The organism is Paraburkholderia phenoliruptrix (assembly GCF_902859825.1).
GTDB lineage: Bacteria > Pseudomonadota > Gammaproteobacteria > Burkholderiales > Burkholderiaceae > Paraburkholderia > Paraburkholderia phenoliruptrix.
This window is the reverse complement of record NZ_CADIKB010000006.1, coordinates 116,979-129,494: the sequence shown is the minus strand read 5'-3', so window position 1 is coordinate 129,494 and position 12,516 is coordinate 116,979. Positions and strand designations below refer to the sequence as shown.

Genomic DNA, 12,516 nt, shown 5'->3' with positions numbered 1-12,516 from the left:
TCGTCGCCAGACTCAGACACGGATCCAGACTCTTCGAGCATCGACGTGAAAAGCACAGGCGACATTCTCATCGGCATCTCAGGCTGGCGCTATAAAGGATGGCGCGGAACCTTCTATCCGGAAGGCCTGAAGCAGGCCACCGAACTGCGCTACGCAGCGGGCCTCATGCAGACGATCGAAATCAACGGCACGCACTACAGCCTGCAGTCGCTCGACAGCTGGCACCACTGGTACGACGAGACACCGCCCGGTTTCGTGTTCAGCGTGAAAGGCGCGCGTTACCTCACGCATCTTTTGCGCTTTCGCGACGAGACGGCCACCGTCGCGTGCGCTAATTTTTTCGCGCAGGGGCTGCTCGCGCTGAAAGACAAGCTCGGGCCGATACTGTGGCAATTCCCGCCTTCGCTGCGTTTCGACCCGGCGCACATGGAGCGTTTCCTGAGCCTGTTGCCGCGCGACACCGAAGCGGCGCTCGCACTCGCCGAACAGCACGACCGGCGCGTGAAGACGCCCTACCTCCAGATCGACCGCAAGCGCAAGTTGCGTCACGCGGTGGAGGTGCGTCATGAGAGTTTCGTCGATCCCGCGTTTGTGAAACTGCTGCGCCGTCACAAGGTCGCGCTTGTCGTGTCGGATTCGACCGAGGCATGGCCGCAATTCGAGGATCTGAGCGCGGGCTTCGTCTACATGCGGCTGCACGGCACGGAAACCAAATATTCGGGCGAATACTCCGATGCTTCACTGGAACGATGGGTGCGCAGAATCGAGGCATGGAGCCGCGGCTCGCAGCCCGCCGATGCGCGGCTTGCAGCGCCCGACCTGCAACCGCCTCGCGCGCAAACACGCGACGTGTACTGCTATTTCGACAACGACGCCAAAACCAACGCGCCGTTCGACGCACAAAGGTTGATGGAACGCCTCGGACTGCGCGCCCACGAGGCGGCCGCCTGATAGACGTTCACCTGCGGCCTACTTGCGCCGCTGCGCCAGTTTTTTCGCGTCCTGCAGCGCGGCGACGATCGCCGCATACGCGCGGTGGCGCGTCTCGGGATCGGGTGCGCGCAGAGCAAACGACGGGTGGTACGTTGCGACCACCAGACGGTCGCCGTGTTCGATGACCTTGCCGATTGCATCCTGCAAGCGCGATTTCGGATCTTCCAGCACGGCCTTCAGCGCAGTCGCCCCCAAGGCGACGATCACCTGCGCGCCCACGCTTTCAAGCTCCTGATCGAGCCAGTAGCGGCAGGCATCCACCTCGCGCTGCGCCGGGGTTTTATGCATGCGGCGCTTACCGCGCGGCGTCCATTTGAAATGCTTGACGGCGTTGGTCACGTACACATCCTTGCGGCCGACGCCTGCTTCGACGAGCGCATCGTCGAGCAAGGCGCCCGCCGGCCCCACGAAGGGCAGACCTTGCAGGTCCTCCTTGTCGCCGGGCTGTTCGCCGACCATCATGATCGGCGCGCGGCGCGGACCGGCGCCTGGCACCCCCTGCGTCGCGTTGGCCCAAAGCGGACAACGGCGGCAATCGTCGAGCGTCGCGGGTTGCTGGTCGGGGTCGACCTCAGGCTGCGCAGCGATCTCGCCTTCTGTCTGCGATGTGGGCTTCGTGGTCTGCTTCGACGCGCGCTTCGATGTGTGCTTCGTGGTGGCCATGGTTCGTCGCGTTGCGCTTTGCCTTGCGTTGCGGTGCGGCATACGGTAGTGATCTAGCCGCAGCAAGCCGCGTTCCGTTGCAACGGCGACAGCGACATCGCGACCAGGCGCGCAATGTGCTTAAGCACTAGTCCGCTGATTGTCTCGCGCTCAAGGCGCCATGCACGCGCTTTTGTCCCGTCGAGCCGCTATCGGCAGTCCATCGGGGCGCACGGTAAATTTTTCACGGCGAGTTACCGGCGCCAGAGCCGAAATCGCAAGGAGAAACAAGGAGAAAAACGATGACCCTGCTTATCTATCTCGTCGGATGGATTATTTTTATCGGCGGCGTGGCTTGGGGATTGACGGCGCTGCACGTCGCACAGCACATCATCGCGATTGTCGCGGTCATTCTGTTCGGTATCGCGGTCATCACCGGTGCGACGCGAGCGCGGAATCGGGACCGGTCGTAGCGCGATGCGCCCGCCGCCTTTGCGCGAGCGACGCGAGCGCGCGGGCGAGCCGCCGTGCGTGGATGGCAAGCAGTCCCCACTTTGAGTTGACGATCTGCGTGGTCCATGCGGTCGTCGCCTCGCCGCGCGCCCAATACGACTTGAAGCGCTCCGCGCCCACGCCGAAGTCGAGATCGAAGCCGTTCTCGAACGCCCACTTCACGCATTGCTCGACCGCGATGAGGCCCGGACAGCAGCGGCCATAGTACGGATCGTAGCCCGCGAAAATGGCGCTCGCCCACGGATTGCCCACACTGACGATGATCCCCCCGACCGGCGCGTCGTCGAGCGTGACGACGATCAGCCGCGCCATCGACGGCACGTCGCGCGAATGGATCAGCTTGCCGAGAAATCGCTCGAACTCCGGCGAATCGAGCCATACGCTGCGTTTGCCGACCCGGTCGCTCCAGCTGCGCTTGCAGTTGAACATCCATTCGATCAGGGACGCGGTCTCCCGCTCTTCGGCTGGATCGACCACACGCACGGCAACCGTGCCTTCCTTCGCGAGCCGTTTGACAAAAGTGCCGGGGCGTTTGCCGAACAGCGTGCCAAGCGAACGGCAATACTCGTCCCATGTGCCCTGCCCGCGTAATCGCGCCGCCGACGCCTGATGCGCTTCTGCAAACAGCACGTGCCGTTCGCGCGAAACCAGCGTGTAAAGGTGAAGCGTCTCGCGAACATAAGGCATGTGAATGAAGTCCGCGCCGCAACGCCGGCGCGCCGTCTGCCATGCGCCCTCGATCAATGCGGTGGCCGACGCATCGTCCGCGACGAGCACGCTCGTGTAGTCGCCGCCTTCGGGCCCGAGCGGCACGAGGTAAGTCCATAGCGCGCGCTTGACGGCTTCGAGCGGCCAGATCATCACGAGTTGCCCGTCATCGCGGCAGACAATGCATCTGAGCAGACGTCCATGAGGCTTCGACACGTGTTCCCAGGCGAGCCATCCATAACTGAACGACTGATAGTAGTGACCCTGCGCGCGCGTCCACAGCGCGTCCCATTCAGGCTGCAGCGCGCGAAACTGCGCTTCGTCGGTAATGACGTCATAGCGCCGGGCGCGATGCGTTGTCTTGTTCATACCATCTCACAGGGTGCCGATCCGCTTGCCGCTTGCTGGCGTCCGTTGCCGGGTCGCCGGGTCGCCGTCATATCTGTAGATGCCGACGCAGGCGTAACGGATCCCCCGGCTTCGCGCAGGTGTGACGAGCATGCACCGGGCGCCTCGCGGTGTGTGTGCGCGGCCGCACGCTTGACGGCGCATGCGGGCGGTGCGACCGACGCGGCGGCTCAAGCCATTTCTGTCTTCCTGCTAAGAATCGGCCAAATGCTTGGTTGCTCCGCGCGCGTGCCATGCCGTACCGTTGCCGGATTGCGCCCTGCGCGTTTGAATTCGGAGAACCCATGTCCGCATCTTTACCGCACGACCACCCGCCGCACGCAGCGAGCCTTGCCGACGCCGCGCAGCTTTTCGACGACAGTGCGCTCACGCGCCGTTTTGCGCCCGTCTTCGCGCGCATCGCGCAAGGCGCCGTGCATCGCGAGCGGCATCGGGAGCTTGCCTACGATCCCGTCGAATGGCTGCGCGAAGCCGGCTATACGAAGCTGCGCGTGCCCACCGAATACGGCGGCGAAGGCGTCGCGCTCAGTGAGTTTCTCGCGCTCGTCACGCGTCTGGGCGAAGCGGACTCGAACCTGCCGCAGATCTTGCGCGTGCATGGCGGCTTCATTGAATCGCTGCTGGAAAATGGCGACGACGCCCTGCGCGACCGATGGCTCACGCGCATCGCGCAAGGACAGATCATCGGCGGCGCGGTGGCCGAGCGCACTGCGGTCACGCACAACAGCGTGCGTCTTGTCGAAGCGGACGGCGCATGGCACCTGCACGGAGAGAAGTACTACACCACCGGCACACTCTACGCGGACTGGGTCGACGTGACCGCGCACGACGGGCAGAGCGACGTGCGCGTGCTCGTCAGGGCCGATGCGCCGGGGCTTGCGCGTATCGACGACTGGGACGGCTTCGGCCAGCGCCTGACAGGCAGCGGCACCGCGCGTTTCAATGGCGTGCCGGTGGCGCGCGAGAACGTGTACCGCCGCTACGACGCATCGGCGCCGCGCCGCAACAGCGTGCTCACGTCGTATTACCAGGCGCTGCACGTCGCGAACCTTGCGGGCATCAGCCGTGCGGCGCTGCGCGATGCCGCGACCTTCACGCAGGCAAAGACGAGAACGTTCGGTATCCCAGGCGAATCCCGTCCGCGCGACAACCCGCTCGTGCAACGCGTGATCGGCCGGCTTGCGAGCCTCGCTTATTCGACGCAAAGCATCAGTGCATCGCTCGCGCGTGCGATAGACGAGGTATTAGTTGCGCGTCAGCACGGCCGCACGACCGAAGAAACCTATTTTCGCCTCGACATCCAGACCTTTCAGGCGCAGCAGATCGTCATCGAGCAGACGCTCGAGGCCGCCACGCTGCTGTTCGAGGTGGGCGGCGCTTCGGCAACCAGCGAATCGCGGCGCTTCGACCGCTACTGGCGCAATGCGCGCGTCCTCGCGTCGCACAATCCGGCCATCATTCGCGAGGCCGCCATCGGCGACTTCTATCTGAACGGCACGCCGCACAACGAGCGTTTCGGCATCGCGCAGCCGACGCCCGCGGCAGCCTGAGACGCGCGCCGCCAGGCGGCGCCTTGATGTGGCACAGTAGCGTCAGTGCACGCGCATGGCGCGCGGCATACCACTGCCCTGACGAGCCCCATGAAGAATCTGCCCGCCTACGAGCCGCCCGTCGACGAACAGCAGCTTCTGCTGAAATGGATCCGGCGCGCGCGCGAATCCCAGATGAGCCATTACGACATGGCCGACCTGCTGTCCGCGCGCGACCGCCAGATGGGCTGGCTCGTCACGGTGCTGGCCGCGTTCGTGGGGACGGCTGTGTTCGCGTCGCTGAACTCGAGCGCCGTGTCGTTTGAAATCAGGATCGTCGTTGGGCTCGTGAGCGTGGTCGCCGCGGTCTCGTCGGCGCTGCAAACGTATCTGCGATATGCCGAGCGCGCCGAAAAACATCGCGCAGCAGGCGCGCGTTACGGCGCGGTGCGGCGGCGGCTCGAATCGGTTTTCGCGGGCGACCCGGATGCGCGCGACGGCCATTATCTGACCGCCATTCGCGACGAACTGGACCGGCTCGCGCAAGATTCGCCGAATGTGCCGCCGCGCAACTTTTATCGCACGCAGCGCGCGTTATCCACCGATCCGCGCCGCGGCAGCGACGCGTAAGCAACGTATCGGTGCGATATCTTCAAGCGTCCAGATCGGTCGCATCGACGCCCAGTTCGGCGGCCATGCGCCGCACCACCGCGTGCAGCCGGCTGACTTCGTCCGCGAGTCTTTTTTGCTCGGCTTTCAGGGCCTCGAAGGCGGAAAGCGGCACGGTTTCGTCGGCGCCGCCGCCTGACTGCGCGAACTCGCTCATGTTCACTTCGCCGCACAGCAAATGCATCCAGCGATGTTCGCGCTCGCCGGGCGTGCGAGGCAGTTTGACCACCCGCGGCGGATCGTTGGCGGCCAGTTCGTCGAGAAACGCCTCGACCGACGAGATGTCGGCAAAACCATGCAGCCGTGCGCTGTTCAGACGCAATTCCGCCGCCGTCTGCGGGCCGCGCAGCAGCAAGGTGGTCAGCAACGCAGCAGACTGACTCGGCAGACCCAGCACACGATTCATGTTGTGCTCGAAACGCGGCACGCGGCTGCTGCTGCCTTCCATGACGAGGCTTAAGCGTTTCAGACCGTCGAGCGCGGTGAGCACTTCGGCTTCCGTCGCGTTCATGACCGGCGAGCGGCCCGTCTTCTGATTGCAGCCCAACGTCAGTGCATTCAGCGAAAGCGGATAACTGTCGGGCACGGTGTGCTGCTTTTCGACGAGCACGCCGAGCACGCGGCCCTCGAGCAAGGTCAACGCGCGAATCGAGGGGCGGGAGGGAACATCGGAAGTCGAATTCATGGAATGGCGCGGATGAGCCGCTGTGATCGTCAATGAAACGCCTGACCATCGCTCAGCGAGGCGGCACTTTTCTGGTTGTGGGCACTATGATAAACGGGCGTCGCGCTCGCGGCGGCATCAATCGCTGCGGCGCATGCGGCCTGTGGGACGGCACGGCTAGCCGCCAGAAAACACTTGCCCGAACGATTTTTGCCCGGTACCGTCGTGGCGTTCTGCAACGCAGCGCGGGAGAGATCGCCGGAAGTCGCGGCGACGCCGACGGAGCAACCGCCCCGGAAACTCTCAGGCAAAAGGACCGCGCAGCCGGAACATCTGGAGAGCGGCGCCGTGCGCGCCCACCGAAGGGGATTCCCACATACGGCCAGAGCCTTTGCTCGCAGCGCCGGGAAGAAACTCTCAGGTACAGGGACAGATGGGGCATCGGCACCGGTTTCGAAAGAAATCGAACCCGGTGATGCTCAACCCACTCTGGACCATGTCATGTCACGAATCGCCATTATCGGCGCCGGCATTACCGGCGTCACGACCGCTCACGCCCTCGCCCAGCGCGGCCACCACGTTACCGTGTTCGAACGCCACCGCTACGCGGCCATGGAAACCTCGTTTGCCAACGGCGGCCAGCTTTCCGCGAGCAACGCGGAAGTCTGGAACAGCGCGGCCACCGTGCTGAAGGGCCTGCGCTGGATGCTCACGCGCGACGCCCCGCTGCTCGTCAACCCGGTGCCGAGCTGGCACAAGTATTCGTGGATGGGCGAGTTCCTGCGGCAGATTCCGCACTATCGTGCGAATACGGTCGAGACCGTGCGGCTTGCCATTGCCGCGCGCGAGCACCTTTTTTCGATTGCCGAGCGCGAAGGTATCGACTTCGATCTGGAGCGGCGCGGCATTCTGCATGTGTACAAGACGGCCAAGGAGTTCGACGCGGCGGCGAAAGTCAATGCGCTGCTGCGCGAAGGCGGGCTGGATCGCAGTGCGGTGACGTCGAGTGAATTGCAGCGGATCGAGCCCACGTTGCACGGTGAATTCTACGGCGGTTTCTTCACGCCGTCGGATTCGACGGGCGACATCCACAAGTTCACACGCGGTCTCGCGGATGCCTGCGTGCGCCACGGCGTGCAGTTCCATTACGACGCGGAGATCGCGTCGATCGAGCAGTCCGGCGAAGAACGCTTCTCGCTGACCGTCAATCTGGAAGGCGACACGCAGCGTTTCGCCTTCGAGCGGATCGTGGTGTGCGCGGGCGTGAAAAGTCGCGATTTTGCGGCGATGCTCGGCGACCACGTGAACGTCTATCCGGTCAAAGGCTACTCGATCACCGTCTGTCTCGACGATGAAACCAGCCAGGCGCGTGCGCCGTGGGTCAGCCTGCTCGACGACAGCGCGAAGATCGTGACGAGCCGGCTCGGCGCGGACCGCTTTCGCGTGGCGGGCACGGCGGAAATCAACGGCTTTAACCGCGACATCCGCGCCGACCGGATTGCACCGCTCGTCGACTGGACGCGCCGCCATTTTCCCGAGGTGTCGACCGCGCGCGTGATTCCGTGGGCGGGCTTGCGTCCCATGCTGCCGAGCATGCTGCCGAAGGTGGGGCGCGGCAAGCGGCGCGGCGTGTTCTATAACACCGGACATGGCCATCTGGGCTGGACCCTCTCGGCGGCGACCGCGCAGGCTGTGGCGGGCGCGATCCAGTAGCCGGCCGCTGCGAGGACAGACGCGGCGTCTGCTAATGTAGTGTCCGTGTGCGGTCGCGTGCGGTCGCCTGCGGTTGTGTTACCGTCGGACCCGCGTCTTCCTGAACTCGACAACGTCATGGCTCATTCGCGCTTTGCAGCGCCGCAGGGCGAGGCCTCAGGCCACGCCCACGGCGTGCGTCTTTCCGACGCGCACATTGCAGCCGAGGCAATGCGGCGCCTCGCATGGGACGCCGCCGTTCCCGTGCGCACGATCGCGGTCGACGTGCATGACGGCCGCATCACACTTCGCGGCGAGCTGGCGCGACCCGCGCAAAAGCTCGCCGCGCTGGAAGACGTGACGCGGCTCTTCGGCGTAAGCGGCGTGTGCGATCGGCTGGTGGTGAAGGTCGTCTGAGCGCTGGCCTGCACAACGCACGGGCCCACGGGTGGGACAACGCCCGGGCAATCACGGTGCTTCACCCACGCAACACAGCACCACCCAGCAAAGCGCCACGCAGCAAAGCGCGGCAATGCCGCGCGATCTGTTTTTCCTCTTGCGTGTGGAGCGCCCTCACCTTGCCCGACGCGTCGCCTTCGCGAAGGCCCAGAAAATCCAGACCTTCGCAGATGCGCTTGCGAATCTCCGCGCTGTGCTCGCCGATGCCGCCGGTAAACACCAGCAGATCGATGCCGCCGAGCAAAGCCGCATAGCCGCCGATGGTCTTGCGCACCGCGGTCGCAAAGGCGTCCAGTGCCAGCGAAGCGTGCTCGTCGCCCGCCGCCGCGCGTTGTTCGAGCGCCTGCATGTCGCTTTCGCCGTCGGCGTAACCGGCAAGGCCGCTCTGCCGGTTCAGCAGCGTTTCGAGCGCGTCTGCATCGAGCTTTTCCACGCGCAGCAGGTACAGCAGCACCCCCGGATCCAGATCGCCGCAGCGCGTTCCCATCGGCACGCCGCCCGTCGGCGTCATGCCCATCGACGTATCGACCGATCGGCCGTCGCGCAATGCACACACGCTCGAACCGTTGCCGAGATGAGCGAACACGGCGCGCGGCGGCAGCGCCGCGCCTAATTGCGTGACGAGCGATTCGTACGACAGCCCGTGAAATCCGTAGCGGATCACGCCTGCATCCGCGTAGCGTCGCGGCAACGCAAGCTGCGCCGCGCGCGGCGGCAGCGTGGCATGAAACGCGGTGTCGAAACAGGCAAAGTGCGCGGCGTCCGCGAAGGTTGTCTGCGCTTCGTCGATCAGCGCAAGCGCCGGCGGAATGTGCAGCGGCGCGAAATGCACGGCATCCTGGAGGCGCTGGCGGACCTCGGGCGTGAGGCGCTGATGCGTTCGCAGATGCGGCCCGCCATGCACCACGCGGTGGCCGACCGCAGTGGGTTGCGCATGATGCTGCGCGCCCAGCACGGCCGAGAGCTTCTGCAACGCATCGGTTTGCGACTCGAGCACGTGCTGCTCGTCCACCAGGACGCCGCCGTCCGGCGCTTTGATGCGCAGGCTGCCGTCGCCGCGGCCAATGCCTTCAGCGCTGCCCTCCAGTAACAGCGACTCGTCGTCATCGGCAGGCGCAAAGAGCCCGAACTTCAGCGACGACGATCCGCTGTTGAGCACCAGAATGGTTGGCGGCGATGCGCCGTGCTGCATGTTCATGACGGACCTCGCTCAGTGTTGCCACGTCCAGTTGCGGATTTCTTCCTTGTCGATGCCCTCGGCATGCGCATAGGCGAGATGCTCGATGATCTGCCCGCGCAGCCACTCCTTCGTGTGATCGCCGACGCCGCGCAGCCTCGGCACGCGATCGATCACGTCGATGGCGAGCGAAAAGCGGTCCACCTGATTGATGATCGCGAGCTCCAGCGGCGTGTTGATGTTGCCCTTCTCGTGATAGCCGTGCACGTGCAGATTGTCGTGATTGGTCCGGCTGTAGGTCAGTTTGTGAACCAGCGACGCGTAAGAGTGGAAATTGAAAATCACCGGTTTGCTGGTCGTGAAGAGCGAATCGAAGTCGCGGCCCGACAGACCATGCGGATGCGCGTGCTCGGGCATCAGCCGGAATAGATCGACCACATTCACGAAACGGATCTTCAGGTCCGGGAAGCGTGCTTTGAGGATCTGCACGGCGGCGAGCGCCTCCATTGTCGCAATGTCGCCGGCGCACGCCATCACCACGTCGGGCTCGGCGCCCTGATCGGTCGACGCCCAGTCCCAGATGCCGATGCCCTTCGTGCAATGCGTGACGGCGGCCTCCATGTCCAGATACTGCAGATGCGGCTGTTTGTCCGACACGATCACGTTCACGTAATCGCGCGAACGCAGACAGTGATCGGCTACGCTCAGCAGACAGTTGGTGTCGGGCGGCAGATAAATGCGCACCACGTCCGGGCTCTTGTTGGTCACCACATCCAGAAAGCCGGGATCCTGATGCGTGAAGCCATTGTGATCCTGCCGCCAGACGAGCGACGTGATAAGCAGGTTGATGGACGGCACCGGCTGACGCCAGCGCAGTTCGCGCTTCGCTTTTTCGAGCCACTTGGCGTGCTGGTTGAACATTGAATCGATCACGTGCACGAACGCTTCGTAAGTCGCGAAGAGGCCGTGGCGGCCGGTCAGCACATAGCCTTCGAACCAGCCTTCCAGCGTGTGTTCGCTGAGCATTTCCATCACGCGTCCGTCGGCCGACAGCGCGCCGCCGTCGGCGTCGTTGGGCTGGGCGTCGGCGAGCCAGGTCTTGCCGGATGCCTCGTAAATCGCCGTCAGCTTGTTGCTGGCGGTCTCGTCGGGGCCGAACACGCGGAAGTTGCTCATGTTCCTGCGCATCACGTCGCGCAAAAACTGGCCGAGTACCTGAGTGGGCGACGAATACGCGGACGCATGCTGCTTCACCTCGACTGCGTAATCGCGAAAGGCCGGCATGTCGAGCATCTTGCACAGCACGCCGCCGTTCGCGTGCGGATTCGCGCTGATGCGGCGTTCGCCCTGTGGCGCGAGTTCGCGCAATGCCTCGACGAGCCGGCCGTTTTCGTCGAACAGCGACTCGGGCTCGTAACTGCGCAGCCACGCCTCGACCAGTTTCAGGCTCTCGCGGTTGGTCGCCGGATCGGCAATCGGCACCTGATGCGCTCGCCATGAGCCTTCCACCTTGTGACCGTCCACTTCCTTCGGGCCGGTCCAGCCTTTTGGCGAACGCAGCACGATCATCGGCCAGCGCGGCCGCGTGGCGTCGTGGTTGGCGCGCGCGTGCTGCTGGATCGCCCGGATTTCGCCGATGCACTGTTCGAGCGTCGCCGCCATCTGCTGATGCATGACGGCCGGATCGTCGCCTTCGACGAAATACGGTTTGTGGCCGTAACCGGTGAGCAGCGCTTCGAGTTCCTCGCGCGGAATGCGCGCGAGCAGCGTCGGGTTGGCGATCTTGTAGCCGTTCAGATGCAGCACCGGCAGCACCGCGCCGTCGCGCACCGGGTTCAGGAACTTGTTCGAATGCCACGAGGTAGCGAGCGGCCCGGTTTCGGCTTCGCCGTCGCCGATCATCACCGCGACGATCAGATCGGGGTTGTCGAACGCCGCGCCATAGCCGTGCGACAGGCTGTAGCCGAGCTCGCCGCCTTCATGAATCGAGCCCGGCGTTTCCGGCGTGCAATGCGAGCCGATGCCGCCGGGAAACGAAAATTGCCGGAAAAAGCGCCGCATGCCGGCCTCGTCTTCGCTGCGGTCGGGATAGATTTCCGAGTAATGTCCCTCCAGATAGCAGTGGGCCAGCGTGGCAGGCGCGCCGTGCCCTGGCCCCGAAATGTAGATCACGTTCAGGTCGAGCTTCTTGATGAGGCGGTTCAGGTGCACGAGCAAAAAGCTTTGGCCGGGGTCCGAGCCCCAGTGCCCCAGGAGACGGTTCTTGATGTGCTCGGGCTTCAGCGGTTCGCGCAGCAGCGGGTTGTCGCGCAGATAGATCATGCCGGCCGACAGGTAGTTGCACGCGCGCCAGTAGCGATCCATTCTCTGCAGCGTGTCGGGGTCTAAAGTGTGCGGCGGGGCGGGACGGGAGATTGCTTCAGCCATGGCGTCGCTCCTCGTAAGGACTGTCAGGCAGGTTGGCGGGCGTTGCGAAGCGTGCGCCGGTGAGCGTCATGCGCACGGCATGAGAGAGATGCAGCGAAAGGCGCTGTGCGGATGCTGCACGTGCCGGTTCGGCAACGGGCATTGAACGCCGGCCGTCAGCCGTGTGACCGGATGCACGCATCATGGTTCGGAACCGCGCTGGAAAGTTTGATCTCGCTCAGGCGTTGCCGGCGTCGCGCGCGCTGGAGCAAGTCCTACGCCAGCCGCGCTGCACAGATGCGGTGAAACGCCTAAGCTTTGCAGAATTCCTGCGCGTGCGTCGTTACCTGACTCGTTGCGCCGCTTGTGCCCGACTGGTTGCCCTGCTGGTTGCGCTATTGGTGGCGCTGTTCGTGGCCCTACTCGTCCTTAACCCTACACATTGATCATGTCCACATCCAACCGTCTGAAAGCGCCACTCGTTCTGCTTCTCACGCTCGTGCTGCTGTGTGCCGGCGTGGCCGTGCTGGTCGGCGTGTTCGGGCTGCTCGTGAAGCTGTTCGGCCACGCCTGAGGGGGCGCGCCGCGCGCGTGCGCGCGTCGCCGGTGCAAACTGTGTATGCTGCCGGTGTTCATGCGCCGAGCTGCGCAGCATC

Annotated in this window: 12 protein-coding genes and 1 riboswitch; of the genes, 7 read left to right on the top strand and 5 right to left on the bottom strand. The window is 64.6% G+C overall.

All coding sequences use genetic code 11. From position 1 onward, the window contains the following. Positions 1-45 precede the first annotated feature (45 nt). Positions 46-951 (top strand): DUF72 domain-containing protein, encoded by a 906-nt coding sequence (locus tag HV711_RS09500; RefSeq protein WP_035482399.1) that lies wholly within the window; start codon positions 46-48, stop codon positions 949-951. Positions 952-969: 18 nt separating this feature from the next. Here HV711_RS09500 and HV711_RS09495 read toward each other — a convergent pair whose 3' ends face one another. After that, positions 970-1,656: a UdgX family uracil-DNA binding protein gene (locus HV711_RS09495; RefSeq protein ID WP_035482400.1), complete on the bottom strand. Its 687-nt coding sequence runs from the start codon at positions 1,654-1,656 to the stop codon at positions 970-972. A 281-nt stretch (positions 1,657-1,937) separates the two neighbouring features. Here HV711_RS09495 and HV711_RS09490 point away from each other — a divergent pair, with 281 nt between their 5' ends. Continuing rightward, complete coding sequence (locus HV711_RS09490; RefSeq protein ID WP_006047080.1) at positions 1,938-2,108, top strand: hypothetical protein; 171 nt, start codon at positions 1,938-1,940, stop codon at positions 2,106-2,108. Here the strand turns inward: HV711_RS09490 and HV711_RS09485 are convergent. Further along, a complete protein-coding gene (locus tag HV711_RS09485) occupies positions 2,068-3,225 on the bottom strand; it encodes a GNAT family N-acetyltransferase (RefSeq protein ID WP_035482401.1) in 1,158 nt (385 codons plus the stop codon). The genes HV711_RS09490 and HV711_RS09485 overlap by 41 nt on opposite strands. 323 nt (positions 3,226-3,548) lie before the next feature. On the opposite strand from HV711_RS09485, the gene HV711_RS09480 reads away from it, so the two are divergent. Together HV711_RS09480 and HV711_RS09475 are read left to right on the top strand one after the other, a co-directional pair. Next, positions 3,549-4,814 (top strand): acyl-CoA dehydrogenase family protein, encoded by a 1,266-nt coding sequence (locus tag HV711_RS09480; RefSeq protein ID WP_035482402.1) that lies wholly within the window; start codon positions 3,549-3,551, stop codon positions 4,812-4,814. A 90-nt stretch (positions 4,815-4,904) separates the two neighbouring features. Beyond that, on the top strand, positions 4,905-5,423 hold the full coding sequence (locus HV711_RS09475; protein WP_013590145.1) for an SLATT domain-containing protein: 519 nt from the start codon (positions 4,905-4,907) through the stop codon (positions 5,421-5,423). A 22-nt stretch (positions 5,424-5,445) separates the two neighbouring features. Here the strand turns inward: HV711_RS09475 and HV711_RS09470 are convergent, their stop codons facing one another. Then, positions 5,446-6,147, bottom strand: coding sequence for a YceH family protein (locus HV711_RS09470; RefSeq protein ID WP_035482411.1), 702 nt, complete (start codon positions 6,145-6,147; stop codon positions 5,446-5,448). 215 nt (positions 6,148-6,362) lie between these two features. After that, positions 6,363-6,455: riboswitch (glycine riboswitch) on the top strand. A gap of 172 nt (positions 6,456-6,627) precedes the next feature. Between HV711_RS09470 and HV711_RS09465 the strand changes: the two genes are divergently transcribed. Continuing rightward, positions 6,628-7,839 (top strand): D-amino acid dehydrogenase, encoded by a 1,212-nt coding sequence (locus tag HV711_RS09465; protein WP_175145065.1) that lies wholly within the window; start codon positions 6,628-6,630, stop codon positions 7,837-7,839. 117 nt (positions 7,840-7,956) lie between these two features. Further along, positions 7,957-8,235 (top strand): BON domain-containing protein, encoded by a 279-nt coding sequence (locus tag HV711_RS09460; protein WP_051224646.1) that lies wholly within the window; start codon positions 7,957-7,959, stop codon positions 8,233-8,235. Positions 8,236-8,296: 61 nt separating this feature from the next. On the opposite strand, the gene HV711_RS09455 is transcribed toward HV711_RS09460, so the two are convergent. Continuing rightward, entirely contained in the window at positions 8,297-9,475 is a 1,179-nt protein-coding gene (locus tag HV711_RS09455) for an acetate/propionate family kinase (RefSeq protein ID WP_028359934.1), read from the bottom strand. A 12-nt stretch (positions 9,476-9,487) separates the two neighbouring features. Continuing rightward, on the bottom strand, positions 9,488-11,881 hold the full coding sequence (locus tag HV711_RS09450; RefSeq protein ID WP_035483556.1) for a phosphoketolase family protein: 2,394 nt from the start codon (positions 11,879-11,881) through the stop codon (positions 9,488-9,490). A gap of 427 nt (positions 11,882-12,308) precedes the next feature. Between HV711_RS09450 and HV711_RS33810 the strand changes: the two genes are divergently transcribed. Then, a complete protein-coding gene (locus tag HV711_RS33810; RefSeq protein WP_013590151.1) occupies positions 12,309-12,434 on the top strand; it encodes a hypothetical protein in 126 nt (41 codons plus the stop codon). The last annotated feature ends 82 nt before the right edge of the window (positions 12,435-12,516 follow it).

Coding starts and splice junctions, on each gene's coding strand:
- HV711_RS09495 (WP_035482400.1), bottom strand. CDS start 1,656: ATGGCCACCACGAAGCACACATCGAAGCGCGCGTCGAAGCAGACCACG.
- HV711_RS09490 (WP_006047080.1), top strand. CDS start 1,938: ATGACCCTGCTTATCTATCTCGTCGGATGGATTATTTTTATCGGCGGC.
- HV711_RS09485 (WP_035482401.1), bottom strand. CDS start 3,225: ATGAACAAGACAACGCATCGCGCCCGGCGCTATGACGTCATTACCGAC.
- HV711_RS09480 (WP_035482402.1), top strand. CDS start 3,549: ATGTCCGCATCTTTACCGCACGACCACCCGCCGCACGCAGCGAGCCTT.
- HV711_RS09475 (WP_013590145.1), top strand. CDS start 4,905: ATGAAGAATCTGCCCGCCTACGAGCCGCCCGTCGACGAACAGCAGCTT.
- HV711_RS09470 (WP_035482411.1), bottom strand. CDS start 6,147: ATGAATTCGACTTCCGATGTTCCCTCCCGCCCCTCGATTCGCGCGTTG.
- HV711_RS09465 (WP_175145065.1), top strand. CDS start 6,628: ATGTCACGAATCGCCATTATCGGCGCCGGCATTACCGGCGTCACGACC.
- HV711_RS09460 (WP_051224646.1), top strand. CDS start 7,957: ATGGCTCATTCGCGCTTTGCAGCGCCGCAGGGCGAGGCCTCAGGCCAC.
- HV711_RS09455 (WP_028359934.1), bottom strand. CDS start 9,475: ATGAACATGCAGCACGGCGCATCGCCGCCAACCATTCTGGTGCTCAAC.
- HV711_RS09450 (WP_035483556.1), bottom strand. CDS start 11,881: ATGGCTGAAGCAATCTCCCGTCCCGCCCCGCCGCACACTTTAGACCCC.
- HV711_RS33810 (WP_013590151.1), top strand. CDS start 12,309: ATGTCCACATCCAACCGTCTGAAAGCGCCACTCGTTCTGCTTCTCACG.